The organism is Streptomyces sp. NPDC002958 (assembly GCF_055563255.1).
The window spans coordinates 544,120-569,502 of the sequence record NZ_JBVHDS010000002.1; the positions used below are offsets into that span (position 1 = coordinate 544,120).

General features: G+C 69.6%; 24 protein-coding genes and 2 pseudogenes. 13 read left to right on the forward strand and 13 right to left on the reverse strand.

Annotated elements, in window-relative coordinates; all coding sequences use genetic code 11:
* From ACZ3IC_RS05910 to ACZ3IC_RS05940, 7 genes and pseudogenes are all read right to left on the reverse strand, one after another.
* Window positions 1-1,252 (reverse strand): choice-of-anchor A family protein (locus ACZ3IC_RS05910; protein WP_467412972.1); only part of this gene is annotated, 1,252 nt, incomplete at its 3' end.
* Between the two features lie 169 nt (window positions 1,253-1,421).
* A pseudogene (locus tag ACZ3IC_RS05915) lies at window positions 1,422-2,107 on the reverse strand (Rossmann-fold NAD(P)-binding domain-containing protein); the annotation flags it as partial.
* Window positions 2,108-2,187: 80 nt separating this feature from the next.
* Window positions 2,188-2,547 carry a GntR family transcriptional regulator gene (locus ACZ3IC_RS05920; RefSeq protein ID WP_467412973.1) on the reverse strand — a complete coding sequence of 120 codons (360 nt, stop codon included), beginning with the start codon at window positions 2,545-2,547 and terminating at the stop codon, window positions 2,188-2,190.
* Between the two features lie 2 nt (window positions 2,548-2,549).
* Window positions 2,550-3,533 carry an SdpI family protein gene (locus ACZ3IC_RS05925; protein ID WP_467412975.1) on the reverse strand — a complete coding sequence of 328 codons (984 nt, stop codon included), beginning with the start codon at window positions 3,531-3,533 and terminating at the stop codon, window positions 2,550-2,552.
* Between the two features lie 757 nt (window positions 3,534-4,290).
* Window positions 4,291-4,959, reverse strand: coding sequence for a DUF6304 family protein (locus tag ACZ3IC_RS05930; RefSeq protein ID WP_467412976.1), 669 nt, complete (start codon window positions 4,957-4,959; stop codon window positions 4,291-4,293).
* Between the two features lie 237 nt (window positions 4,960-5,196).
* Complete coding sequence (locus ACZ3IC_RS05935) at window positions 5,197-6,360, reverse strand: family 2 encapsulin nanocompartment cargo protein polyprenyl transferase (RefSeq protein ID WP_467412978.1); 1,164 nt, start codon at window positions 6,358-6,360, stop codon at window positions 5,197-5,199.
* 22 nt (window positions 6,361-6,382) lie between these two features.
* Window positions 6,383-7,789: a family 2B encapsulin nanocompartment shell protein gene (locus tag ACZ3IC_RS05940; RefSeq protein ID WP_467412980.1), complete on the reverse strand. Its 1,407-nt coding sequence runs from the start codon at window positions 7,787-7,789 to the stop codon at window positions 6,383-6,385.
* A gap of 178 nt (window positions 7,790-7,967) precedes the next feature.
* Between ACZ3IC_RS05940 and ACZ3IC_RS05945 the strand changes: the two genes are divergently transcribed.
* From ACZ3IC_RS05945 to ACZ3IC_RS05960, 4 genes are all read left to right on the forward strand, one after another.
* A complete protein-coding gene (locus ACZ3IC_RS05945; RefSeq protein WP_467412982.1) occupies window positions 7,968-8,417 on the forward strand; it encodes an RrF2 family transcriptional regulator in 450 nt (149 codons plus the stop codon).
* A gap of 91 nt (window positions 8,418-8,508) precedes the next feature.
* Window positions 8,509-9,705 carry a globin domain-containing protein gene (locus ACZ3IC_RS05950; protein WP_467412983.1) on the forward strand — a complete coding sequence of 399 codons (1,197 nt, stop codon included), beginning with the start codon at window positions 8,509-8,511 and terminating at the stop codon, window positions 9,703-9,705.
* A 149-nt stretch (window positions 9,706-9,854) separates the two neighbouring features.
* A complete protein-coding gene (locus tag ACZ3IC_RS05955; protein WP_467412984.1) occupies window positions 9,855-10,445 on the forward strand; it encodes an N-acetylmuramoyl-L-alanine amidase in 591 nt (196 codons plus the stop codon).
* A gap of 43 nt (window positions 10,446-10,488) precedes the next feature.
* Window positions 10,489-11,382 (forward strand): 1-aminocyclopropane-1-carboxylate deaminase/D-cysteine desulfhydrase, encoded by an 894-nt coding sequence (locus tag ACZ3IC_RS05960; protein ID WP_467412986.1) that lies wholly within the window; start codon window positions 10,489-10,491, stop codon window positions 11,380-11,382.
* Window positions 11,383-11,404: 22 nt separating this feature from the next.
* On the opposite strand, the gene ACZ3IC_RS05965 is transcribed toward ACZ3IC_RS05960, so the two are convergent.
* The gene (locus tag ACZ3IC_RS05965) at window positions 11,405-12,997 is read right to left on the reverse strand and encodes a Na+/H+ antiporter (RefSeq protein ID WP_467412987.1); all 1,593 of its coding nucleotides are present in this window, start codon (window positions 12,995-12,997) and stop codon (window positions 11,405-11,407) included.
* Between the two features lie 35 nt (window positions 12,998-13,032).
* On the opposite strand from ACZ3IC_RS05965, the gene ACZ3IC_RS05970 reads away from it, so the two are divergent.
* The 3 genes from ACZ3IC_RS05970 (at window position 13,033) to ACZ3IC_RS05980 (ending at window position 14,888) form a co-directional block, all read left to right on the forward strand.
* Window positions 13,033-13,293 (forward strand): UBP-type zinc finger domain-containing protein, encoded by a 261-nt coding sequence (locus ACZ3IC_RS05970; RefSeq protein WP_467412989.1) that lies wholly within the window; start codon window positions 13,033-13,035, stop codon window positions 13,291-13,293.
* Between the two features lie 231 nt (window positions 13,294-13,524).
* Window positions 13,525-13,938 (forward strand): ATP-binding protein, encoded by a 414-nt coding sequence (locus ACZ3IC_RS05975; protein ID WP_073781878.1) that lies wholly within the window; start codon window positions 13,525-13,527, stop codon window positions 13,936-13,938.
* On the forward strand, window positions 13,827-14,888 hold the full coding sequence (locus tag ACZ3IC_RS05980) for an RNA polymerase sigma factor SigF (protein WP_467413165.1): 1,062 nt from the start codon (window positions 13,827-13,829) through the stop codon (window positions 14,886-14,888). The genes ACZ3IC_RS05975 and ACZ3IC_RS05980 overlap by 112 nt, the downstream gene beginning before the upstream one ends.
* Window positions 14,889-15,079: 191 nt before the next feature.
* Here ACZ3IC_RS05980 and ACZ3IC_RS05985 read toward each other — a convergent pair whose 3' ends face one another.
* Window positions 15,080-15,457 (reverse strand): hypothetical protein, encoded by a 378-nt coding sequence (locus ACZ3IC_RS05985; RefSeq protein ID WP_467413168.1) that lies wholly within the window; start codon window positions 15,455-15,457, stop codon window positions 15,080-15,082.
* A gap of 237 nt (window positions 15,458-15,694) precedes the next feature.
* On the opposite strand from ACZ3IC_RS05985, the gene ACZ3IC_RS05990 reads away from it, so the two are divergent.
* Both ACZ3IC_RS05990 and ACZ3IC_RS05995 read left to right on the forward strand, forming a co-directional pair.
* On the forward strand, window positions 15,695-16,663 hold the full coding sequence (locus ACZ3IC_RS05990) for a diacylglycerol/lipid kinase family protein (RefSeq protein WP_467412990.1): 969 nt from the start codon (window positions 15,695-15,697) through the stop codon (window positions 16,661-16,663).
* A 319-nt stretch (window positions 16,664-16,982) separates the two neighbouring features.
* Entirely contained in the window at window positions 16,983-17,240 is a 258-nt protein-coding gene (locus ACZ3IC_RS05995) for a WhiB family transcriptional regulator (protein WP_003953983.1), read from the forward strand.
* Window positions 17,241-17,413: 173 nt separating this feature from the next.
* Here ACZ3IC_RS05995 and ACZ3IC_RS06000 read toward each other — a convergent pair whose 3' ends face one another.
* On the reverse strand, window positions 17,414-18,880 hold the full coding sequence (locus ACZ3IC_RS06000; RefSeq protein ID WP_467413170.1) for a histidine kinase N-terminal domain-containing protein: 1,467 nt from the start codon (window positions 18,878-18,880) through the stop codon (window positions 17,414-17,416).
* Window positions 18,881-19,226: 346 nt separating this feature from the next.
* Window positions 19,227-19,366, reverse strand: a pseudogene (locus tag ACZ3IC_RS06005) (SIS domain-containing protein); the annotation flags it as partial.
* 88 nt (window positions 19,367-19,454) lie between these two features.
* Here ACZ3IC_RS06005 and nagB point away from each other — a divergent pair.
* The gene (nagB, locus tag ACZ3IC_RS06010; protein ID WP_467412991.1) at window positions 19,455-20,240 is read left to right on the forward strand and encodes a glucosamine-6-phosphate deaminase; all 786 of its coding nucleotides are present in this window, start codon (window positions 19,455-19,457) and stop codon (window positions 20,238-20,240) included.
* Window positions 20,241-20,448: 208 nt separating this feature from the next.
* Here nagB and ACZ3IC_RS06015 read toward each other — a convergent pair whose 3' ends face one another.
* Both ACZ3IC_RS06015 and ACZ3IC_RS06020 read right to left on the reverse strand, forming a co-directional pair.
* Complete coding sequence (locus tag ACZ3IC_RS06015; RefSeq protein ID WP_467412993.1) at window positions 20,449-21,990, reverse strand: glycoside hydrolase family 3 protein; 1,542 nt, start codon at window positions 21,988-21,990, stop codon at window positions 20,449-20,451.
* Between the two features lie 9 nt (window positions 21,991-21,999).
* Complete coding sequence (locus ACZ3IC_RS06020) at window positions 22,000-22,173, reverse strand: hypothetical protein (protein WP_467413182.1); 174 nt, start codon at window positions 22,171-22,173, stop codon at window positions 22,000-22,002.
* A gap of 285 nt (window positions 22,174-22,458) precedes the next feature.
* Between ACZ3IC_RS06020 and ACZ3IC_RS06025 the strand changes: the two genes are divergently transcribed.
* The 3 genes from ACZ3IC_RS06025 to mctP all read left to right on the forward strand — a co-directional run bounded on the left by ACZ3IC_RS06025 (window position 22,459) and on the right by mctP (window position 25,380).
* Complete coding sequence (locus tag ACZ3IC_RS06025) at window positions 22,459-23,223, forward strand: GntR family transcriptional regulator (protein WP_467413172.1); 765 nt, start codon at window positions 22,459-22,461, stop codon at window positions 23,221-23,223.
* A gap of 268 nt (window positions 23,224-23,491) precedes the next feature.
* Window positions 23,492-23,746 carry a DUF3311 domain-containing protein gene (locus ACZ3IC_RS06030; protein ID WP_467412995.1) on the forward strand — a complete coding sequence of 85 codons (255 nt, stop codon included), beginning with the start codon at window positions 23,492-23,494 and terminating at the stop codon, window positions 23,744-23,746.
* Window positions 23,743-25,380, forward strand: coding sequence for a monocarboxylate uptake permease MctP (mctP, locus tag ACZ3IC_RS06035; protein ID WP_467412998.1), 1,638 nt, complete (start codon window positions 23,743-23,745; stop codon window positions 25,378-25,380). The genes ACZ3IC_RS06030 and mctP overlap by 4 nt, the downstream gene beginning before the upstream one ends.
* Window positions 25,381-25,383 lie beyond the last annotated feature (3 nt).

Below are 25,383 nucleotides of genomic sequence, written 5' to 3' on the forward strand. Positions count from 1 at the left end.
TATGGTCGGGCTTGTCCGACCCGTTGTGGTCGGGCTTGTCCGACCCGTTGTGGTCGGGCTTGTCCGACCCGTTGTGGTCGGGCTTGTCCGACCCGTTGTGGTCGGGCTTGTGCGGCCAGGATTGGGTGGGGGTGGGCTTCGGCGCGGGTGTCGTGTGTGAAGGGGACGGCCCCTGGGTCTCGGTGGGCATCGGGGTGGGAGAGTCCGTCCGGGTCGGCGTGGGCGACGACTCCTCACCGCAGGTCGGCAGATCCCCGTCAAAGGGATAGGAGTGCAGCTCCTGACCGCCCGACTCGCCCTCGGAGGTATGGGTCAGTGAACCGGCGGTGTAGAAGCGACCGTTGGTGCCGCTCATCGCCAGCGTCGTCATGCTCGACTGGTTACCGACCAGCACGCTGCCCTGGAACTGTCCGGTGCCCTTCAGCCCGATCTCGGTGGCGTCCGGGAAGTTCCACATCAGGTGCTCACGGAGTCCGGCCTGGGGCAGCGAGCCCATCAGCGTACTGATGTTGCGGCTGCTGCCGTAGACGTTGACCAGCACGGTCGCGCCGTCCGGAATGCCGTTGAACGTGATGCCCTGCTGGCCACCCTGAGCTGTCGCCACATCGGCGTCCACGGCGAAGACCTGGATGGCGGAGGTGCCGTCACCGGTGAAGACGGTCTCGAAGCCATTGTTCTGCACGGTGCCCGTGGTGGGCCGGCGGTGGTCCATGTTGTCGTCGTACGCGTAGCAGTGGCTGGACTCGGTCAGCTGGTCGCGCAGCGCGGTGTACGGCGCCGTGGCGTCGGGGTCCTGGACCGCCGTCGGGTTCACCGTCCCGCTGAGGTTCTGTGCGTACTTCACCAGACCGTGGTTCAGGCCCCCTTCGGCGAGCAGCCGCCTTCCGCTCGCGACGATCAGAGCGCCGCCCACGGTCAGGTAGTCGGATCCGTTGGGCGGCGGCACCCGGGAGCCCACGTCCGCAACGCCGACGTTGTAGATCTGCGAGACGCCCTCGCGCTTGTCCATGTCGAAGTCGCCAAGGGCGACGATCTTCCCCTCGGCCTCGGCAGCGGTCTCCCGGACCAGGAAGTCACCGCCGACGAAGATGTTGATATTGCTGTCGTGGTGGGTGACGGGCCTGTTGCCCGGGTCGGGCCATGTCGTCGGGCAGTCGTTCCCCAGACACGGGCCGAGCCCGCCGGGCAGCGGGTCGGCGACAGCGGTGGACGCGAGCGTGCCCACCATTGCCGCTGCCGCTGTCACGGCCACCGCCGCCCGAATACCTTTGCCGCGCCTACGCGCATCTGTTGCCATGTAGGGAAATATGCAGCTTTGGCTAACAAACGATTGAAATGCCACGCCGGTCGGTGTCCGATGCACCCGGATACCCGGACACGCGGGGCCGCGCCCGGGTAGGCCGTGCGCGCACGAGCGCGCGTCAGGCCGTCTCCGCCAGCAGTTCGGCCTCCACCCGAGGGTCCAGACCGACCGCGGCCCGGTTGGGCCGCCGCGGTGCCGCACCACCCCGTTCGGCCAGCCACTTCCAGGTGTCGGCGACCGTCTCCTCGACCGGCCGGCGGCGCAGACCGGCCGCGTACGCCTTGCTGACGTCGCCCCGGTGCACGGTGTCGTACAGCTCGCCCGGCGGCAGCCAGACCGGCAGGTCTCTCCAGGGCTCCACACCCGTCGCGAGGACGGTCTCCGTGGGAGTCCAGCGGAGTTCCGCGTCGGAGCCGGTGGCGCGCGCACAGGCGTCCAGCAGCTGCCGCATGGTGGCGTGGCCCGGGCGGCTGACCAGGTTGTACGGACCGTGCAGACGGCTGCGACCCGCGCCCAGGAGCCAGTTCGCGAGGCCGCGGGCGTCGATGTACTGGAGCATCAGATCTCGTGCGCCCGGGGCCAGTACGGGTCCGCCGCGGGCGATCCGCAGCAGCCACCAGGGCAGCCTGCCGATGTTCTCCCAGGGGCCCGGGAGCAGTCCCGCGCGGGCCAGCAGGGCCCGATCGCCGAAGGCGTCGAGTGCGGCCAGTTCGCCGCCGCGGCGAGGGGATACGGGACGTCCCCACCGGCGTCGGGCGAGGCACCGGCCACCAGCGGACCGTCCTCGGGCAGACCGGGCGGCGCCGAGACGGGGCCGGGACGGGGCCGGGACGGCGCCGGGACGGGGCCGGGACGGCGCCGGGGACGGGACGGACTGCGCCGGTTTACGGGCTGTTCAATGCGGTACGGACCAAGGTCAGCAGCTCGTCCTCCGCCATGCCCAGTTCGCGCGCGTCCGCCACCACTTCGCGTACGTGCTCCAGCAACCGGGCCCGGTGCGGCGAGACGCCGTCCGTGACGACCGCGCCGCGTCCCCGGCGCAGTTCGATCAGCCCCTCCTCACGGAGCTGCTGGTAACCCCGCAGCACCGTGTGGACATTGACCCCGAGCGACTCGGCGAGCACCCGTGCGGCGGGCAGCCGCTCGCCCGGTACCACCGCCCCTTCGGCGACGGCGCGGCGCACGGATGCCGCGATCTGATCACCGAGTGGCACGGTGGAGGTGGGATCGACCCGGAAGAGCATGGTCAGTACTCCACTCGGCGCTGGTCGATCAGGGTGTTGAGGAGCGCGGCCGCGGTCGCTGAGTCGTCGACGGTCACCGCGAAGTCCCGGCCGCCGGCCAGTGTCGCCACGATTCCCTCACCGGAGCGGATCATGAGACCGGTCCGCCCCGGGCGGATGCGGTAGCCCCAGCCTCCGTACTCCGCAAGGGGGTTGATGTCCCGGCTGGTCACCGTCTCGATCCGGTCGAGCGGCACCCTGAGGCGCGGCCAGGGCAGCATTCCCGAGATGGTGATACCGCGCCGGTCCACCACCACGTACGGCCGCGCGAAGCCGGCCAGCAGCACACCGAGAAGCAGCAGCGCAATCGCGGCCACCCAGCCCGAGACGATCAGCAGCACCACCCCGCCGGCCACGAGCAAGAGCGCGACCATCGGAAGCCACCAGCTCCCGGCGCTGCGCGCCCATCCGGCGACCTCCCCCTCGGCAAGTGCGATCCGCGCACCGCCCCCGACCTGCCCGGTCGCGGCCGGCTGCTCCGGTACGGAAGCGAGCGCGGCCAGCACCAGCCCCAGACCTCCGGCGAGCACGGCGACTCCCAGGGCGACGGCGAGCTGCCCCACCGGGAACGACACGCCTTGCGCGTACCCCTGCGCGCTCTCACCGGCGTCCACATTGGCCAGCAGCACGGCGGCCATCACCCAGCCGAGGAATCCGGCGAAGGCATACCCACCGGCGAACAGCCAGCGGTGGGCCCACCCGTAGAACTTCCCCCTCACCACCATGAGGGCCCACAGGAGGCCGGTCACGGCGAACAGGAGGACGTTGACCACTACGTACGAGGCCTGCCCCGCATGCCCGTCCGCCCGGCCATCGGCCCGGAAGTGGCTGGCCAGCTGCTCGGGCAGCCGGTCACGGAAGACGACGAGCAGCACCGAATCGACGACGAGTGCGAGCAGGAAGGGCAGGGCGACGAGGGTCGCGCGGCCCAGATTCTTACGCTTCATGAAAACCTCCATTGTTTGCATGCTAATAGAACAATAGAGGTCTGGCAAAGGTTGGCAACACGCCGTCGGTGACGGCGGTATCAGGCGGGGACCGCCCTCGCCGCGATCAGAGACAGTCCGACGAGAAGTTGGAGGGCGGCGAGCACGAGCAGTACGGCCCGGGACAGGGACCGGCCGTCGGTGGCAAAACACAGCAGCCCGGGACAGGGCCCGGCCGTCGGTGGCAAAACACAGCAGCCCGACACCGAAAGGACCGGCCGGGGCGAGGAGGTACTCGGCGCTCTGCGAGAAGGTCGAGAGCGCGGCGGTCTCCTGCGCGCTCCGGCCGCTTGCGCCGATGACGGCCAGCCGAAGTTCGCCTTGACCACAGCGGGCAGCAGGACGTCACTCAGGGCCGGCCCGGCCGCACCCAGCAGCGTGCCGTCGGCGGTGCCCCGGTCCGAGGCGCCGCGCGAACGGCGAGCCCCGCGGGCAGCACCAGCAAGGCCGGCAGGACGGCGCGCTCGATGCCCACACGCCGGGCACGATCACGGCTTCAACAGCGCGGACCACCGCGGGCACGAGGATCTCCTCGACGCCCTGGGCGCGGGCGACGCCGCCCGCGCCGCCCGCGGTGCCACCTCCAACATCGATGCCACCGGCGACTGACATGGCACCACGCCGCCTTCCCGGCCCGGCCGGAGCTGAGCCCACGAGGCGGGTGCCGGATGCAGACGGGCCGGACAACCGGCCGAAAATGACCTGCCGGGCAGGGAGATCAGGCGAGTTCCAGCGGGAACGCGCCCCGGTGTCCGGTGCCGGCGCCCCGGTCCGGGCGGGGCTCGTACTCACGGCAGCTCCAGACCTCCTGGACGAATCCGGTCCGCCGGTCCCACAGGTCCAGGACATCACCCTCACCGGCCGCCCCGCGGTAGGCGTCCTTGGCACCCCGGAAGCATGCGAGGCCGCCGGAAAGGCCGCGGCCGGGGGCCGGGAAGTAGTCCGAGAAGGCGCAGGCTATGCAGGTCTGGAGGCGCACCCCGGGCGGCAGGATGCGCTGGATCGTGGCAAGGGCGGAGGCGAAGTCGCTCTCGGCGCGATGGGACCGGTAGGCCGCCCCGCCGAACTGCAGCTCCAGGTAGAGATACGGATCGGGACGGCGCAGCGACAACAGGCAGCTGAGCGTGGCCTGATGGACCGCTCCCTCCCAGAATACCGGGAGCGGCAGGTCCCATTCCAGGACACAGTTGCCCAACGCGCCGTCCACCAGGGCGAACAGGTCGCCCGCCGGTGGCGTGCCGGCCACCGGGGCGAGGCCGTCGAAGCTCTCGCCCTCGAAGTCGATGCCCCTGATCCGGAGGCGGAGTTGCTGTCCATCGGTGGTGAGGATGACGGCGTCGGAACCCTGTCGGTCCCGGTACCACCCTGCCCATGACTCATCTGTCATGGGCACGGACTGTAGCCCGTGCCCACGACAGTCGCCCTGTCGCCCTCCTTTTCGTCTCACGAGCCTTGTGACCTCGGCGCCTTGCTCCGTTCTCCTTCCTCCGCCCCTGCACCGTTCTCCCCCTCCGCTCCCCCCTCCGCTCCCTTCTCCGCCCCCGCCTCCACTCCCCTCTCCGCACCCTTCTCCGCGCCCCCTCCGATTCCGCCGTGCGTCCCGTTCCCCCCTCCCCTCTCCGTGTCAGTGCGTCCGGCGGGTGACGAACTCCGCCAGAGTCAGGAGGTCGCCCGCCGGGGCCAGGTCGGGGACCGCCCGGGACAGGTGGTGGACCGCGCGTGCCATCCGGTCCGCCGCACAGACCTGTGCCCAGTCCCGGCCGCCTGCCCGGTCGACGGCGTCGGCGGCGCGGCTCACCTCGTTGGGCGCGCTGATGGATCCCTGGTAGAGCGCGGCGAGTTCGGCCGCTGCCATGGTGCCGGAGGTCAGTGCGGCGACCACGGGCAGGGACTTCTTGTGGGCGACGAGATCCGCCCCGACCGGTTTCCCGGTCTGTGCCGGATCTCCCCAGATGCCGATCAGATCGTCGATGAGCTGGAAGGCGAGGCCCGCCTCCCGGCCGAATCCGTCCATCGCGCCGACCGCCCGTTCCCCCGCGCCGGCGTACAGCGCTCCCAGGGCGCAGGCGCAGCCCAGCAGGGCGCCCGTCTTGGCGGTGGCCATGGTCAGGCACTCGTCCAGCGAGACTTCGTCCGGGCCACGGTCCTCGAAGGCGCAGTCGGCCTGCTGGCCTGCGCACAACTCGATGACACAGGTTGAGAGCCGCGCCGAGGCGCGGGCCGAGGCGGGGTCGGTGTCCTCGGCGAGGAGCCGTTGGGCGAGGGCAAGCATGGCGTCACCGGCGATGACCGCGTCCGGAATACCGAAGACCGCCCAGGCCGTGGGCCGGTGCCGGCGAGTCCGGTCCTCATCGATGACGTCGTCGTGCAACAGGGTGAAGTTGTGGACCAACTCCACGGCGACGGCTGCCCGTACCGCCCGTCGCTGGTCGCCGCCCAGCGCACGGGCGGCGGCGAGGACGAGGGCGGGCCTGATCGCCTTGCCCGCCTGCCCCGATGACGGGGTGCCATCGGCCTGCTGCCAGCCGAAGTGGTACATCGCGACGCGGCGGATCGATCCGGGCAAGGATTCGACGGCGGCGCGCAGTTGGGGATCGACGAGGGTCCGGGTCTGTTCCAGGAGGGCTGTGACCTCACGGCCCTGCGTCGCGAGGGCGGCCGGGTCGTTGTCGCCCGGGGCTCGGGGTGTGGGTGGTTGGGGTGCGTGATGGGTCTTCACTGGGGCGTCCTCCCGAGGCCGCCCCGGGCACGGCTGCCCGGTGGCGGAGGTTGACAGGGGCCCGGACATCGTCGTCCGGGCCCCCGATGGGTTACCGCCAGCGGCTGACCTCGACGTTCTCCAGTACGCCGAGGGCGTCCGGTACGAGGATGGCCGCGGAGTAGTAGGCCGTCACCAGGTAGGAGATGATCGCCTGCTCGTCGATGCCCATGAAGCGGACCGACAGGCTGGGCTCGATCTCGTCGGGGATGCCGGTCTGCTGGAGCCCGATGACGCCCTGCTCGGCCTCACCCGTCCTCATGCAAATGATCGACGTGGTCCCTGCATCGGTGACCGGGATCTTGTTGGACGGGAAGATGGGTACGCCCCGCCAGGCCGGCACATGGTGTCCGCCGACCTCCACGCTCTCGGGCACCAGACCGCGCTTGTTGCATTCGCGGCCGAATGCGGCGATGGCCCGGGGGTGGGCGAGGAAGAGCTTCGAGCCTCGGCGGCGCGAGAGCAGTTCGTCCATGTCGTCGGGGCCGGGCACGCCGTCATGCGGCTGGAGGCGCTGCCCGTAGTCGCAGTTGTTGAGCAGACCGAACTCGCGATTGTTGATCAGCTCGTGCTCCTGGCGCTCGCGCAGCGCCTCGACCGTGAGCCGCAACTGCTGCTCGGTCTGGTTCATCGGCTGGTTGTAGAGGTCGGCGACCCGGCTGTGGACCTTCAACACGGTCTGAGCAACGCTCAGTTCGTACTCGCGCGGCGACGCTTCGTAGTCCACGTACGTGTGCGGGACGACGGCTTCGCCGACATGGCCGGCGGAGAGGTCGATCTCTGCCTCGCCGTACTTGTTGGTGCGCTGCTGCGGGATGTTGAGCAGTCCGGCGAGATGGGCGCGGAGTGAATCCGCGCGCTCGGCGAGGTTCAGCACATCCGCCCGCCTCAGCGTCAGCACCGTGCAGTCGGTGACGGCACGGGCCGTGTACTCCCAGACGGCGTCGCCGTCGATCAGGGCGTGGTCGCCGAAGTAGGCCCCGTCGGCATGGAGCCCCAGCACCGTCTCGCCCCCGTACGGACCGGTGCCGACCTTCTCGACCTTGCCGTGCGCCAGCAGGAAGACGCTGTCCGCCGCGTCCCCGGAGGTGGCCAGCACCTGCCCCGCGGCAATGTCGCGCTGTTCGCACCGCCGAGCCAGCTCGCCGAGCACCTCCTCGTCGCCGAACTCCCGCAGGGCGGGGAGCTCTGCGAGTTCGGCAGGGATGACCGCGACCCGGTCACCGGTCTGCACGAAGGTCACCCGGCCGTCCCCGACCGAGTAGCTCAGCCTGCGGTTCACCCGGTAGGTGCCACCCTGCACCTGCACCCACGGCAGCATCTTCAGCAGCCACCGTGAGGTGATCTCCTGCATCTGCGGAGCGGACTTGGTGGTCGTCGCGAGGTTCCGCGCCGCCGCCGTGCCCAGACTCTGCTGCGGCGGCACCGGCGCGTTCTGAACCTCTTCACCAACGGACATCTGACGTCCTCTCGATCATCGGCTGACCTGCGTGAAGAAGCCTTTCAGCACGGTGAGTCGGCACGCCATTACACAAAAGAGTGTGACTATTTGGCCTTTGGGCTGGGCACGACGCTCAGCGATGTCCACGGATCCCTTTAACTTGCATCCCTGATGCAAGTTATCTACGGTGACCATCATGCGGCTGACGAAATTCACCGACGTGGCGCTGCGCGTACTGATGCGCCTCGCCGTCGTGGAGAACGAGGACCCGCCGACCACCCGGGAGGTGGCGGCGACCATGCAGGTGCCGTACACCCACACCGCGAAGGTCGTCGCCAAGCTCCAGCATCTCGGCCTCATCGAGGCACGTCGGGGCCGCGGGGGCGGACTCAGCCTCACCGGAGCGGGCCGGTCCGCCTCGATCGGCGGACTCGTGCGGAAGCTGGAGGGGCCGGGCGACGTCGTCGAGTGCGAGGGCACCACCCCCTGCCCCCTGCGCTCGGCCTGCCGACTGCGCGGCGCCCTGCGCCAGGCGGAGGAGGCCTTCTACGCCTCGCTCGACCCGCTCACCATCCCCGAACTCGTCACCTCCCCCACCGGCCCACTACTGATCGGCATCAGCAGCGGCCGGCCTGCCGCCGACTGAGTCACCGCACACCACCACGGGCGCCATCGCCCGGATTCACACTGCCCAAAAATACGCATCCTGGATGCCAATTCAACCCGAGGAGTCATCGATGCTCTCCGAGACGTCGACCGCCACCGTCCGTGCCACCCTCCCCGCCGTGGGAGCAGCCATCGGAGACATCGCCGATCTCTTCTACCGCAAGCTCTTCGACGCCCACCCCGAGCTGCTGCGCGACCTCTTCAACCGCGGCAACCAGGCGTCCGGCGCGCAGCGCCAGGCCCTTGCGGGCTCCATCGCCGCCTTCGCGACCCAGCTGGTCGAGCACCCGGACACCCGCCCCGATGTGATGCTCGGCCGGATCGCCCACAAGCACGCCTCGCTCGGCGTCACCGCGGCGCAGTACGACATCGTGCACACCCATCTGTTCGCCGCCATCGCCGAGGTGCTCGGCGACGCGGTCACCCCGGAGGTCGCCGCCGCCTGGGACGAGGTCTACTGGCTGATGGCGGGCGCCCTGATCTCCATCGAGGAGCGGCTGTACGCGCAGCAGGGTGTCGTCGCCGGTGACGTGTGGCGCGAGTGGGAGGTGACCACCCGGATCGAGGAGACGGCGGATGTCACCACCTTCCAGCTCCGCCCGGCCGACGGCGCGCCCGCCCCCGCCTTCCGCCCCGGCCAGTACATCTCCGTACAGGTGGAACTCCCCGACGGCGCCCGCCAGATACGCCAGTACAGCCTCTCCAGCGCCCCCGGCTCACCGCTTCGCTCGATCACCGTCAAGCGGGTGCACGGCGGCGGCTCACCCGACGGCGAGGTCTCCCGTCATCTGCACGCCGAGGTCGGGGTCGGCGACCGGCTGCGGGTCTCCGCCCCGTACGGCGATCTCGTACTCGACTCCGCCGACGCCCCGCTGCTGCTGGCCTCCGCGGGTATCGGCTGCACCCCGATGCTCTCCATGCTGGAACACCTCGCGGCGACCGGGCACCGCGCCCCGGTCACCGTCGTGCACGGCGACCGCTCCCCCGCCGACCACGCGATGCGCACCGACCACGCCCTGCTCACCGGAAAACTCCCCGACGCCACCGCCCACTTCTGGTACGAGGACCCGGAGCCCGGCCACCGGGCCGACCGCACCGGCCAGGTCGACCTGAGCGGCCTCGCCATCGCCCCCGGCACCCACGCCTATCTCTGCGGCCCACTGCCCTTCATGCGCGCCGTGCGCACCCAGTTGCTGGCCAAGGGTGTTCCGGCGGCCGACATCCACTACGAGGTGTTCGGCCCCGACCTGTGGCTCGCCCAGGGCTGAACCCGGCCCACTGCTCGCGGAATTGACCGGATCGAATCGCACACGGCCCGAACAACACCTCAGGGCATGGCCCGGAGACCGACATTCCGGTACAAGCGCATCAGGGCGTGTTTCGAAAGGCCCGATCCCCCGCGCGCAAGGAGTCGGCCATGTCCTCACCCATGTCCGCGAGCACCTTTCTGGCAGCACTGATGAACGAGGGGCTCACCGTCGTCCAGGTCGGCGACTGGCGTACTCACAACCGCAACCACAAGGGCCCCTGGGGCCCGGTCAACGGCGTGATGATCCACCACACGGTCACCAAGGGCACCTCGTCCACCGTCCGCATCTGCCGTGACGGCTATCCGGAGCTGCCCGGCCCGCTGTGCCACGGCGTGATCGCCAAGGACGGCCGGGTCCACCTGGTCGGCTACGGCCGGGCCAACCACGCCGGTCTCGGCGACGACGACGTACTGCGCGCCGTCGTCGCCGAGAAGCGCCTCCCGTCCGACAACGAAACCAACACCGACGGGAACAGGCACTTCTACGGCTTCGAGTGCGAGAACCTCGGCGACGGCAAGGACCCCTGGCCCGCCGCCCAGCTCGAAGCCATCGAGAAGGCCGCCGCCGCGGTCTGCCGTCACCACGGCTGGACCTCCCGCTCGGTGATCGGCCACAAGGAGTGGCAGCCCGGCAAGCTCGACCCCCGCGGCTTCACGATGGAGTCCATGCGGGCCCGGATCCACGACCGCCTGAAATGACCCGCACCCACCCGGCACGGCGGGGCACGGCGACAATTGCGGCATGCACTTCGAAGCACTTGACCTCTCCCGGCTGCGGCCGGTGCTCCCCTCTCCCCTGCAACCGGTGGAGGACGAGCGCTTCGCGCGTCACGGCGTACGGCTGCTGCTCAAGCGCGACGATCTGATCCACCCCGATCTCCCGGGAAACAAATGGCGCAAGCTCTCCCCCAACCTGCGGGCCGCCGCCGGGCGCACCGTGCTGACCTTCGGTGGCGCGTACTCCAACCATCTGCGGGCCACCGCCGCAGCCGGGCGACTGCTCGGTTTCCCCACCGTCGGGGTCGTACGCGGTGACGAACTGGCCGACCGCCCCCTCAACCCCTCGCTCGCCCGGTGCGCCGCCGACGGGATGACCCTGCACTTCGTGGACCGTACGACATACCGCGCGAAGGCCGATCCAGAGGTCTTGGCGGGGCTGCTGAGCGTCTTCGGGGAGTGCTGCGTCATCCCGGAGGGCGGCAGCAACGCTCTGGCCGCACAGGGCTGTACGGAGCTGGGCCACGAGCTGCGCGGCCGGGCCGATGTGGTTGCCGTGGCCTGCGGCACCGGCGGCACCCTCGCCGGTCTTGCCGCCGGCCTCGCACCGGGGCAGCGCGCCCTCGGCGTTCCGGTGCTGCGCGGCGGCTTCCTCGGCGACTCGGTACGGGAGCTGCAACAGGCGGCGTTCGGCGGGCCTGCCGGGTCGTGGTTCCTGGACGAGCGCTTCCACTTCGGCGGCTACGCCCGTACACCCCCGCAGCTGCACGCCTTCGCGGACGACTTCGAGCAGCGGCACGGACTGCCCGTCGAGCGGCTCTATGTCGCCAAGCTGCTGTACGCGCTCACCGCGCTTGCCGAGGAGGGGGCGTTCCCTACGGGAACCACGGTCACGGCCGTCGTCACGGGCCGACCGTAGGACGCGCCCCTCAAGGTGCGCCCTACTCCTCCCGGTAGGCCGCCGCTTCCTCCAGGTCGAGCCGTCTGAGCAGCGTCCGGAGCATCTCGTCGTCGATCTGCCGCTCGTCCCGCAGCCGTACGAAGACCTCGCGCTCGGCTTCGATCATTTCCCCGGCAAGGCGCCGGTACGTGTCGTCCGCCGACTCCCCGGTCACCGGATTGGCCGCGCCCAGCCGCTCCCACACGGAGTTGCGGCGGCGTTCCAGGACGGTGCGCAGCCGGTCGGTGAGCGGTCCGGGCAGGGAGTTGCGCCGGTCGGCAAGCAGCTCCTCCAGGCGCGCCTCGGCGGCTGTGGACGCCTCGCTCTGCGCCTGCGCCTCGGCCAGCGTCCGGGCCGTCGCATCGCGCCCCGGCAGCTTCAGGACGCGCACCAGCAGCGGCAGGCTGAGCCCCTGGACGACGAGGGTGCCGATGACGGTGGTGAACGTCAGGAACAGCACCAGGTTGCGGGCCGGGAAGGCCTGCCCTTCAGTCGTGACCAGCGGGATGGAGAAGGCGATGGCGAGCGAGACGACCCCGCGCATCCCGGCCCAGCCGACGATCAGCGGGGCCGTCCAATTGGTCTCGGGCTCCCGCTCCCTGATCCGTTTCGACAGCCACCGGGGCAGGTATGCCGCCGGATAGACCCAGATGAAGCGCACCACGACGACAGCGAGGAATACGGCCACCGCGTACCAGAGGGCGTCTGCCACGGCGTACGTTCCGAGCCCCTTCAGTACGAAGGGCAGCTGGAGCCCGATCAGCGCGAAGACCGTGGACTCCAGGATGAACGCGACCATCTTCCAGACGGCCGCCTCCTGGAGCCGGGTCGCGAAGTCGACCTGCCAGGCACGGTGACCCAGGTAGAGCGCGACGACGACCACGGCGAGCACCCCGGAGGCGTGCACGCGTTCGGCCGCCGCGTACGCCACGAAGGGGATCAGCAGCGACAGCGTGTTCTGCAGCAGGGCTTCCTTGAGATGCGTACGGAGCCAGTGCAGCGGCACCATCAGTGCCAGGCCGACCGCGACACCACCGACCGCGGCGAGAAGGAATTCGCCAATCCCCGCGCCCCAGCTCATGCCCTCGCCGACCGCGGCGGCGAGCGCCACCTTGTAGGCGGTGATCGCGGTGGCGTCGTTCACCAGGGACTCGCCCTGCAGGATCGTCGTGACCCGGCTGGGCAGCCCGACCCGGCGGGCGATCGCGGCTGCCGTGACCGCGTCCGGCGGGGCGACGACCGCGCCGAGCACCAACGCGGCGGTGAGCGGCAGGTCGGGCACGAGGCGGTAGGCCAGCCAACCGACCGCAACAGTGGCGAACAGGACGTAACCGACGGAGAGCAGCGCGACGGGCCGGAGATTGGCCCGCAGATCGAGGTACGAGCTGTCGACGGCCGCCGTATAGAGCAGCGGTGGAAGCAGCAGCGGCAGCACGATGTGCGCGTCGAGGGTGTACGTCGGCACCCCGGGCAGATACGAGGCGGTCAACCCCGCCGCGACCAGCAGCAGCGGAGCCGGCACGGGTGTGCGGCGTGCCGCCCCCGCGATGGCCGCACTGGCCGCGACCAGTGCCACCAGCGGCAATGCGTCCATTTCACGGTCCTCGTATCCGTCGTAACCTGACAATCATGAGTGAATGCCCGCACGTGTCCGAACTGCCGCGCCCCGAGCCGGCCCCGCTCAGCGGGACCTGTCCCGGATGCCTGGAGGCGGGCACCCACCCGGTACAGCTACGGCTCTGCCTGGTCTGCGGCCATGTCGGCTGCTGCGATTCGTCGCCGCTGCAGCACGCCACCGCGCACTTCAAGGAGACCGGTCATCCAGTGATGCGGAGCTTCGAGTCGGGCGAAAGCTGGCGCTGGTGCTTCGAGGACGGTTCGATCGTCTGACGTCTGGGTACGTCAAACCGGCGCCGGTTGTTCGTAATTGACCGCCGCAGCCCCCTATCCACGGTATGTGCTCATGGGCTTACCATGAGTGACAGTCATGGGCTGGGGGTCCGGAGACACGGCATCATGGATCGCGATAGCGTCGCCGGACCAGAACCGAAGACGTACCGCATGGCTCCGGGGCACCCTTCCCGGATCCTCGAAAGAGTTTGTGCCACCTTGGAGGTGAGGGTGTCCCAGATCGCAGGCGAGCCCGGGAATCAGGACTTCGTAGAGGTCCGGCTGCCCGCTGCGGGTGCCTACCTGTCGGTGCTGCGTACGGCCACGGCCGGTCTCGCAGCGCGCTTGGACTTCACTCTCGACGAGATCGAGGATCTTCGCATCGCGGTCGACGAGGCCTGCGCGATCCTGCTCCAGCAGGCCGTGCCGGGCTCCGTCCTCAGCTGCGTCTTCCGGCTCATCGAGGATTCTCTCGAAGTGACGGTGTCGGCGCCGACGACGGACGGCCGGGCCCCGGAGCGGGACACCTTCGCCTGGACGGTGCTCTCCGCACTGGCCGGAAAGGTCGACTCCTCGGTCGCCGACGACCGTACGGTCAGCATCAGCCTGTACAAACAGCGCGGCGCGGGACCCGGGCCGGCGTGAGCAACGGGAACGGGGACGGTCCTGTGCGGGACGAAACGATCCGACCAGGGGTGGTGCACGCAGCAGACATCCCGGAACAGCAGGCCCTGCCCCATCCGGTGGACGGGGCGGACGGGCCTGCGGGCCGTATGGTCGCGGTGGAGCAGTCGCAGGCGGAGCGGGCAGGCCAGATGAGCGAGCATGGACACCACGATCCACACGACCGCAGCGGGGCGCGGGCGCTGTTCATCGAGCTGCGCAACCTTCCCGACGGGTCGGCCGAGAAGGCGGAGCTGCGCAATCAGCTGGTCCGGATGCATCTGCCGCTCGTGGAGCATCTGGCCCGCCGGTTCCGCAACCGCGGCGAGCCGCTGGACGATCTGACCCAGGTCGCCACGATCGGCCTGATCAAGTCGGTGGACCGGTTCGACCCGGACCGCGGCGTCGAGTTCTCGACGTACGCGACCCCCACGGTCGTCGGCGAGATCAAGCGCCACTTCCGTGACAAGGGCTGGGCGGTCCGGGTGCCTCGTCGGCTCCAGGAGCTGCGGCTCTCGCTCACCACGGCCACTGCCGAACTCTCCCAGCAGCACGGCCGCTCGCCGACGGTGCACGAGTTGGCGGAGCGACTGGGCATCTCCGAGGAAGAGGTCCTGGAGGGCCTGGAATCGGCCAATGCGTACAGCACGCTTTCGCTGGACGTACCGGACACGGACGACGAGTCCCCGGCGGTCGCGGACACGCTGGGCTCCGAGGACGAGGCGCTGGAGGGCGTCGAGTACCGGGAGTCGCTCAAGCCGCTGCTGGAGGACCTGCCGCCGCGCGAGAAGCGGATTCTGCTGCTGCGCTTCTTCGGCAACATGACCCAGTCGCAGATCGCGCAGGAGGTCGGCATCTCGCAGATGCATGTCTCACGGCTGCTGGCCCGCACACTCGCGCAGCTGCGCGAGCGGCTGCTCGTCGAGGAGTGACGCGAAGGGCTGATGCGGGCGCGGGGCGACGGAAACAACGGCCACGGCGCCCGCGCGCAGGGCAGCAGCATCCGGACAGTCGGCCGACTCGCGCATGGGTCGGCTGCGCCCGGGCAGTCGACGGCACCCGAGGCCCGTATCACCCCGGTGTCCGGTCGCCCGGGATATCCCGGATATCCCGGGCATCCGGCTCAGGCGTCCGGCGTGGTGCCCGGACGGCGGATGCCGAGTGCCTCGATCGTCGCCGGCCTGACCAGCTGGTAGAGCGCCGTCAGGACCATCGCGGCGAGGACGATCCCGACCGGGATCAGCGCGCCGTGGGACCTCAGCAGCGTCCAGGCCACCGGGAGCGCGATGATCTGTGTGATGAGCGCGGGACCGCGGCTCCAGCTGCGCCGCCGCAGCAGGCCACGGGCGGCGATCAGCGGGATCAGACCGAGCGCGATCAGCGTGAGGCCGCCCATCTCCGCCTGCTGCGAGCTCTCGGGCTGTCCGAACAGCCCCATGACCACCATGTAGATCCCACCGACGACGAGCGCCGCCCCTTCCAGGGCGGTGAGTCCGGCCACGAGTGTGATCCTCGGCTTCGCCGGTTCGAACAACGGCGAAGGCGACGAGGAGGGCGTGTTCTGCTGAGTACTCACCCTTGCAGGTTGGCATCCCAGCCGCGCGAACGAGAAGCCGGGGTCGGGAACGGTGCGGGAACGGACGACCGCCCCGTCCCACCACGCCCGGACCGTCACCGAGCGTGAAGGTCATGGGACAGGACTTCTGAGCGATACCGCGCGGTAGGTAGTCTGGCGGTCATGCGCGCACTCCTTGTGGTCAATCCAGCTGCCACCACCACCAGCGCGCGGACGCGTGATGTGCTCATCCACGCACTGGCCAGCGAGATGAAGCTGGAGGCCGTGACCACGGAGTACCGGGGGCATGCCCGGGACCTGGGGCGGCGGGCCGCGGACTCCGGAGAGATCGATCTGGTGGTAGCCCTGGGCGGCGACGGTACGGTCAACGAGGTCGTCAACGGTCTGCTGCACAACGGCCCCGACCTGGACAACTTGCCGAGCCTCGCGGTGGTTCCCGGCGGCTCCACCAATGTTTTCGCGCGCGCCCTGGGCCTGCCCAACGATGCAGTGGAGGCCACCGGCGCGATCCTGGACGCGCTTGCCAACCGCACCGAACGCACGGTCGGTCTCGGACTGGCGGCCGGCACCCCGGGCACCGAGGACGAGTCGGTTCCGGAACGCTGGTTCACTTTCTGCGCCGGGCTCGGATTCGATGCGGGCGTGGTCGGCCGGGTCGAACAGCAACGCGAACGTGGCAAGCGTTCGACGCATGCGCTGTACGTACGCCAGGTGGTCCGGCAATTCCTGGAGGAACCGCACCGACGGCACGGGGTGATGACACTGGAGACGCCCGGAAGGGAACCGGTCACCGACCTCGCGCTGTCCATAATCTCCAACACGGCGCCCTGGACCTACCTGGGGAATCGGCCCATGTACGCCTCCCCGAAGGCCACCTTCGACACCGGCCTGGACGTGCTCGGGCTGAAAAGGCTCTCCACTCCGGCGGTCGCCCGCTACAGCACCCAGCTGCTCACTTCGAGCCCCGAGAAGGGGCCCCGCGGTAAGCACGCGGTTTCACTTCATGACCTCACGGACTTCACCTTGCATTCAAAGGCTCCACTGCCCTTCCAGATGGACGGCGACCACCTGGGAGTGCGCACCAGTGTGACGTTCACAGGCGTACGCCGTGCACTGCGTGTGATTGTGTGAGTGGAAGGGGCCAAAGTCCTTTAACTCGAACGTTTGGGCTGGGCTCCACCCCATAGAAGTACGGCTGTGACCTAGCCGACACCGAGGAATCAAAAAAAACTTTCCAGAAGGGGTTGTATCCGCCGCTGAGGTTTGCGAATCTCTACATGGCGATCGGGACGGCCCGCACCAACGGCCTCCACTGAGAGCCAGAACCCCTCCTCACTTCACAGGACCACAACCAGTTCATCTGGGCGTCGGCCCGATACCTGCGGGGGGATTCGTGAAAGCGTTCACATTCACAAGCACCAGTATGTAATACCAAGGAGAGGTAGCAGCCATGGACTGGCGTCACAACGCCGTTTGTCGTGAGGAAGACCCCGAGCTGTTCTTCCCCATCGGCAACACCGGTCCTGCGCTGCTGCAGATCGAGGAAGCCAAGGCCGTCTGCCGTCGCTGCCCCGTCATGGAGCAGTGCCTGCAGTGGGCGCTCGAGTCCGGCCAGGACTCCGGCGTCTGGGGTGGCCTCAGCGAGGACGAGCGCCGCGCAATGAAGCGCCGTGCCGCTCGCAACCGGGCGCGTAACGCCAGCGCCTGATCCGACGCCACCGCTACGAGCCTCAGCCAGGCGGCGCGTACAGAGCGTACGCACAACCCAGCCCCTTGAGTCGCAGCGCGCAGTACCCCCGAAGCGCACGCATGAACAGTGAGCCCGGACCGTGATCAACGGTCCGGGCTCACTGCCGTGTTCGGGCCGGCCGCCCGCCGCCGCTACTTCTCGGCCCGGACAGGGATGTCGAGGACGACCTGGGTGCCGCGCTCGGGGGCCGGGACCATGCCGAAGGTCCCGCTCAGCTCTCCCTCCACCAGCGTCCTCACGATCTGCAGCCCCAGATTGCCGGCGCGCTGCGGGTCGAAACCCTCGGGCAGACCGCATCCGTCGTCCTGGACCGTGATCAGCAGCCGCCTCCCGGCGGAGGAGCCGCCACGTACGGCCGACACCTCGACCGTGCCGGACTCGGCGAGGGTGAAGGCGTGCTCCAGGGCATTCTGCAGAACCTCGGTGAGCACCATCGCCAGCGGTGTGGCCACTTCGGCGTCGAGTATGCCGAAGCGTCCCGTGCGACGGCAGGTGACCTTGCCCGGGGAGATCTCGGCGACCATCGCGATGACCCGGTCGGCGATCTCGTCGAACTCCACCCGCTCGTCCAGATTCTGGGACAGCGTCTCATGGACGATGGCGATCGAACCGACGCGCCGTACCGCCTCGTTGAGTGCCTCGCGACCCTGCGCGGAATCCATCCGCCGGGCCTGGAGCCGCAACAGGGCAGCGACGGTCTGGAGGTTGTTCTTCACCCGATGGTGGATCTCCCGGATGGTGGCGTCCTTGGTGATCAACTCCCGCTCGCGGCGGCGCAGTTCGGTGACGTCCCGCAGGAGGACGAGGGAGCCGATCCGGACGCCCTTGGGCTTGAGCGGAATGGCCCGGAGCTGGATCACCCCGCCCGCGCACTCGACCTCGAACTCGCGGGGTGCGTAACCGCTGGCGAGTTTGACCAGGGCCTCGTCCACCGGGCCGCGGGAGGGGGCGAGTTCGGCGGTGATCCCGCCCAGGTGCTGACCGACCAGGTCGGAGGCGAGGCCGAGGCGGTGGTATGCGGAGAGGCCGTTGGGGCTGGCGTACTGGACGACTCCGTCGGCGTCGAGCCTGATCAGCCCGTCGCCGACGCGCGGCGAGGCGTCCATGTCGACCTGCTGGCCGGGGAACGGGAAGGACCCGGCGGCGATCATCTGAGCCAGGTCGGAGGCCGACTGGAGGTAGGTGAGCTCCAGCCGGGACGGCGTACGGACGGTCAGGAGGTTGGTGTTGCGGGCGATGACTGCGAGGACCCGCCCCTCCCGGCGTACGGGGATCGACTCGACCCGTACCGGCACCTCCTCGCGCCACTCCGGGTCGCCCTCGCGCACGATCCGGCCCTCGTCCAGCGCCGCGTCGAGCAGCGGACGGCGGCCGCGCGGCACCAAGTGGCCGACCATGTCGTCCTGGTAGGAGGTGGGGCCGGTGTTGGGCCGCATCTGGGCCACGGACACATAGCGGGTGCCGTCGCGGGTGGGAACCCACAGCACGAGGTCGGCGAAGGACAGGTCGGAGAGCAGCTGCCACTCCGAGACCAGCAGATGCAGCCACTCCAGGTCGGTGTCGCTGAGGGCTGCGTGCTGGCGGACGAGGTCGTTCATGGAGGGCACGTGTGCGAGCGTACCCGCGGATGGGTAAGGGCTCCGAACCGAACGACCCTGCCGTGCGTGCACGGGGGAAGGGCCCGGAAAATTGCGGTGCTCCGATGGATGGACACAGGTTAATGGTCTAGTCCACAATGCTCAAGAAAGAGCTTCCGCTCTCCCCGCACAGGAGAGTGGATCGAGGTACCCGCGCTCTCTGCCCGACCGCGCAGGTCCCTCTCCCCGGCCGGGGGCACCGCACACCGCCGGCCGAGCAACTCCGGGCTGCGGTGCCGGACGGGCCGAGGGTCCCGTCCCGGCGCCGCGGCCCGCGGGTGTTTCTGCGGGCCGTCCGGATCGGCGCTCAGCGGGTCTCGGTGACCTTGGCCGGCGCCCGGGGGCGTCCGGGTCCTGGCCGCGGGCGATCGTCACCTCGTACGCCAGCATCTGCAGCGACAGGATCTCCAGGATCGGCTGGGCCTCTTCGGCGACCCCGGCCGTCGGCCGTCGTGTACGCATTGCCGGGTTCTGCTAGATTGGACTCGATTGGTCTATACCATATGATTCAACTCTTCAGATCGGCAGGCCACGCGTGGAAGTTGTCATCGTCCCGGACGCCAAGGCAGGCGGCGAACTCATCGCAGAGGCCATCGGCGCGCTGCTGAGCCGCAAGCCCGACGCCCTCCTGGGCGTTGCCACCGGCTCCACCCCGCTGCCCATCTACCAGGCGCTGGCGGCCAGGGTCCGCTCCGGTGCCGTGGACGCCTCGCACGCCCGCATCTGCCAGCTCGACGAGTACGTGGGGCTGCCGGCCGGCCACCCCGAGTCCTACCGCTCCGTGGTGCTGCGCGAGGTCGTCGAACCGCTCGGCCTGTCCGAGGCGTCCTTCATGGGCCCCGACGGCTCCACCGAGGATGTCCAGGCCGCCTGCGAGGCGTACGACAAGGCGCTCGCCGAGGCCGGCGGGGTGGACCTCCAGCTCCTCGGTATCGGCACGGACGGGCACATCGGCTTCAACGAGCCGTGCTCCTCGCTCGCCTCCCGTACCCGGATCAAGACGCTCACCGAGCAGACCCGGGTCGACAACGCGCGCTTCTTCGACAACGACATCTCCCAGGTGCCGCACCACGTGATCACCCAGGGCATCGGCACCATCCTGGAGTCCCGTCACCCGATCCTGCTCGCCACCGGCAAGGGCAAGGCGGAGGCCGTGGCGCAGACGGTGGAGGGGCCGGTGGCCTCGATCGTGCCCGCGTCGGCGCTGCAGCTGCATCCGCATGCGACGGTGGTGGTGGACGAGGCCGCCGCGTCGAAGCTGAAGCTGGCGGACTACTTCCGCGCCACGTATGCGGCGAAGCCACTGTGGCAGGGTCTTTAGTCGTCCCGGACGGGGGGAGAGGGTCGGGGCACCGTGGTGGGTGCCCCGACCCTCTCGCATGCCGTTACGCGTCCTGCGGACGTGCTTGTCCTCAATCGCCGGACGGGCTTGATCCGGCCCTCGCGCCGCGGGGAGGCGCGTCCAGGTGGACGGGGCCGGGGCGGGGCAGCACGTGATGCTGCTCCTCGTGCCGCATCACGCCCTGCTCTCAGACCCCGGGGCGGTCCGTACCGCTGGTGATGATTTCCGCGGCCGCCAGGCCACAGACGCGGGCCGCGCCGTGGGTGGCGATGTGCAGGGCGCCCCTGGGGGCCGCCTGCGGGACGCCCATTTCGACCACGACCGTGTCGGGGCGCTCCGCCACCAGGGCGTCGAGGGCCTCGGCCATCCAGGCGTGCCGGTGGACGTCACGGACGACCACGACGGTGCGCCGCTCCCCCGCGGCCCTCAGCACCGCGGACACGGGCGCTTCGGTCTCACTGCTGTACGTGTCGGTCTCTGTGCCCGGCAGCAGTCGGTTCAGCTCCGCGGCGACGCCCCACGGGGTCTCGTTGCCGACCGCGATGTTCACCTCGGAGGTGAACACGGCGACGTACGCGGGTTCGGTCAGCGGATCGGCGGAACCGGTCACCTTCACCGCGCGGCGTGCGGCCACCAGGCCGATGTCGGAGCCGATGCCGGTGCCGGGCGCGATCCCCTCCTGCTCTGCCGTGCCCGGCTCCGAACCGGCCCGCTCGGCCCCCCGCGTCCAATACGCGAGGGCGCGTACCCGTGCGGCCGCGTCCGCGAGCCGCTCCTCGGCGAGTTCACCGCTGCGTACCGCCGCGACCAGCGCGTCGCGCAGCCGCTGCACCGTGCCGTCGTCCTCAAGACCGCCACCGATGCACAGGGCATCGGCCCCCGCGGCGATCGCGAGGACGGAGCCGTGCTCGATGCCGTACGTCGAGGCGATGGCCTGCATCTCCACGGCGTCGGTGACGATCAGGCCGTCGTACCCCAACTCCTTTCGCAGCAGACCGGTGAGAATCTGCGGGCTCACCGTCGCGGGGCGGTCCGGGTCGAGTGCGGGCAGCAGGATGTGAGCGCTCATCACGCACTTGGAGCCTGCGGCGATGGCTGCCCGGAAGGGCGCCAGCTCACGGGCGTGCAGGGTCTCCAGGTCCACGTCGATGCGCGGCATCGCATGGTGCGAGTCGATCGCGGTGTCGCCGTGCCCGGGAAAGTGCTTGGTGCAGGCGGCGACTCCGGTGGCCTGGAGGCCCTCGATGTACGCGGCGGTGTGCCGGGCCACGAGCCCGGTGTCCGCTCCGAAGGACCGTACGCCGATGATCGGGTTGCCCGGGTTGGAGTTGACGTCCGCGGACGGAGCCCAGTTGAGGTTGACGCCGCACTCGGCGAGCCGACGGCCCAGCTCCTGGGCGACCGCGCGGGTCAGCGCCACGTCGTCGACGTGGCCGAGCGCGAGGTTGCCGGGGAAGGAGGAGCCGGTACGCACCTCGAGTCGGGTGACGTCACCGCCCTCCTCGTCGATCGCGACGAGGAGGTCCTCGCGCTCGGCTCTGAGCTGGGCGGTGAGCGCGGCGACCTGCTCGGCCGTCTGGATGTTGCGACCGAACAGTGCGACGGAGGCCAGGCCTTCGTCGACCCGGCGCAGCACCCAGTCCGGGGCGGTGGTGCCGGTGAATCCGGGCTGCAGGACGGCGAGAGCGTCGCGGGTGATGGTGTCCGTGGTGGATATCGGGGTGGTCATGAGGCAGCGTTATCCCTTCACGGCGCCGTCGGTGAGACCGCTGACGGCCTTGCGCTGCAGGAAGCCGAAGAGGACGAGGCCGGTCTTCTTACCGCTGTCGCCGTCGCCGTCGTCGGACCCACACGCCACGAGGCCGATCACCATGCCCGCGACGCCGGCCGCCGCGATGAGCTTGCGCTTCACGCCAAACCCTCCTCAGGGATACCGCAACCCCGCCCACCGCGAAGACATCCGACGAGTACTGCTGGGCTGGGGGCTGGACCTGGTCTTTAATGGTTTAGACCAGCAGCGGGAGCTTGGCCTGGACCTTCAGGAGTGTCAAGGGTGCATGAGAAGCGCACTCGCGTCCGTTACAGGACCGACACCTGAGGGGGGGCGACGAGTCGTGACCGGACCGTGTCACCATGTGAGCCGCGACAGACGGAGGAGCCGGTGACGGCAGCAACGCAGCAGTCGGGAAGGCGTGCCATGGGTGCCGACGGGGACAGCACGGAGAACGAGACGGGCGCAGCCACGCGGACGGCGCGCGTCCCGAAGTACTACCGGCTGAAGCGACATCTCCTCGACATGACGGACACCATGCCGCCGGGGACCCCCGTGCCGCCGGAGCGGACCCTGGCCGCCGAGTTCGACACCTCTCGCACGACGGTGCGCCAGGCGCTCCAGGAACTGGTCGTCGAGGGCCGGCTGGAGCGCATCCAGGGCAAGGGCACCTTCGTCGCCAAGCCGAAGGTCTCACAGGCGTTGCAGCTCACCTCGTACACCGAGGACATGCGCGCCCAGGGACTCGAACCGACGTCCCAGTTGCTGGACATCGGCTATGTCACGGCCGACGACACGCTCGCCGGACTGCTCGACATCACGACCGGTGGCCGAGTGCTGCGGATCGAACGGCTGCGGCTCGCGAGCGGGGAGCCGATGGCGATCGAGACCACACACCTTTCGGCCAAACGCTTTCCCGCGCTGCGCCGTTCACTGGTGAAGTACACCTCGCTCTACACCGCGCTGGCCGAGGTGTACGACGTCCGGCTGGCCGAGGCCGAGGAGACCATCGAGACCTCGCTCGCCACCCCGCGCGAGGCCGGACTGCTCGGTACGGATGTGGGCCTGCCGATGCTGATGCTGTCCCGGCACTCGCTCGACGGACAGGGTGAGCCGGTGGAGTGGGTGCGCTCGGTCTACCGCGGCGACCGGTACAAGTTCGTGGCGCGCCTGAAGCGGCCGATGGACTGAGCCCGGGGCGCGGCAGTCGGCCGTTTCCGGCCACCCACCCGTACACACCGCCCTCGCGGCCCCCATGGAATCCACCACTCCACGGGGGCCGTTCGCATGCCCTGGTACGAACCAAGTCCCGCACGTTTGGCGGCCTTCCGAACATTCGCGCCCGCCCGCACGACCGTTGCCGGACCGCAATACGGACAGGGGGTGACGGTGCCCGGAATCGTCCCCTAGATTTCCTGCGCATTACACCAGGTGATCAGCGAGGGGACGGAGTCGCCGCATGCCAGCAGCCCCAAATGGAAAGCCGCCCACGGTCACACCCGTGCGGGTGGTCATCGCCCTCTGTCTCATCGCGCCGTTCGTGGCGATGCTCTGGGTGAGTTCATACGCGAAGGTGGATCCCACCTTCATCGGTATTCCGTTCTTCTACTGGTACCAGATGCTCTGGGTGCTGGTCTCCACCGCGCTCACGTTGATCGCTTACAAGCTGTGGCAGCGTGACCAGCGTGCCCGCAAGGGGGGTGCGTCGGCATGAAGGACGGCGTGAACGGCGTCGCGCTCGGCGTCTTCATCTTCTTCTTCCTGGCCGTCACGGTCATGGGCTTCCTGGCGGCGCGCTGGCGTAAGGCCGAGAACGACGCCAGTCTCGACGAATGGGGCCTGGGCGGACGGTCGTTCGGCACCTGGGTCACCTGGTTCCTGCTCGGCGGCGACCTGTACACCGCGTACACCTTCGTCGCCGTTCCCGCGGCGATCTACGCGGCGGGCGCGGCCGGCTTCTTCGCGGTGCCGTACACCATCCTCGTGTACCCGCTGATCTTCACCTTCCTGCCGCGGCTGTGGTCGGTCTCGCACAAACACGGGTACGTGACCACCTCGGACTTCGTCCGCGGGCGCTTCGGCTCGAAGGGTCTTTCACTGGCGGTCGCCGTCACGGGCATCCTCGCCACGATGCCATACATCGCACTCCAACTCGTCGGCATCCAGGCGGTGCTGGACGTGATGGGCGTCGGCGGCGGCGAGAACACCCACTGGTTCGTCAAGGATCTGCCGCTGCTGATCGCGTTCGCGGTACTCGCCGCGTACACCTACTCGTCCGGCCTGCGGGCGCCCGCGCTGATCGCGTTCGTCAAGGACGGACTGATCTACCTGGTCATCGCGGTGGCGATCATCTACATCCCGATCAAGCTCGGCGGCTTCGACGACATCTTCGCCAAGGCCGGCGAGGCGTTTTCGCAGAAGAACCCGGCCACCGGCGCGCCACGCGGCGCGCTCGCACCGGGTGAGGCCGGCCAATGGGGTTACGCCACACTGGCGTTGGGTTCGGCGCTGGCGCTCTTCATGTATCCGCACTCGATCACCGCGACACTCTCCAGCCGCAGCCGCGATGTGATCCGGCGCAACACCACGATCCTGCCGCTGTACTCGCTGATGCTGGGCCTGCTGGCGCTGCTCGGCTTCATGGCGATCGCCGCCGGAATCAAGGTGGACAACGGGCAGTTGGCCATCCCCCAGCTGTTCGAGAACATGTTCCCGGACTGGTTCGCGGGCGTCGCGTTCGCCGCCATCGGCATCGGCGCGCTGGTGCCCGCCGCGATCATGTCGATCGCCGCGGCGAACCTCTTCACCCGCAACATCTACAAGGACTTCCTCAAGCCGGACGCGACCCCGGCGCAGGAGACCAGGGTCTCCAAGCTGGTGTCGCTGCTGGTGAAGGTCGGCGCGCTCGCCTTCGTCCTCACCATGGACAAGACGGTCGCGATCAACTTCCAGCTGCTCGGCGGGATCTGGATTCTCCAGACGCTGCCGGCCCTCATCGGCGGGCTGTTCACCCGCTGGTTCCACCGCTGGGCGCTGCTCGCGGGCTGGGCGGTCGGCATGGTGTACGGGACGGTGGCCGCGTACGGGGTCGCCAGCCCGACCCAGGCGCACTTCGGCGGGTCGTCCAAGGAGATCCCGGGCATCGGCGAAATCGGCTACATCGGTCTCACGGCGCTCGTGCTGAACGCGGTGGTGACGGTGGTGCTCACCTTCGTCCTGAACGCCGTGAAGGCACCCGCCGGGATCGACGAGACCTCCCCGGCCGACTACACGGCCGACGCGGGCGACCCGGACGTCCGGGTGGAGCTCCCGTCGGCCACGGCCGGGGCACCGGGCGGCGGCCACTGACGG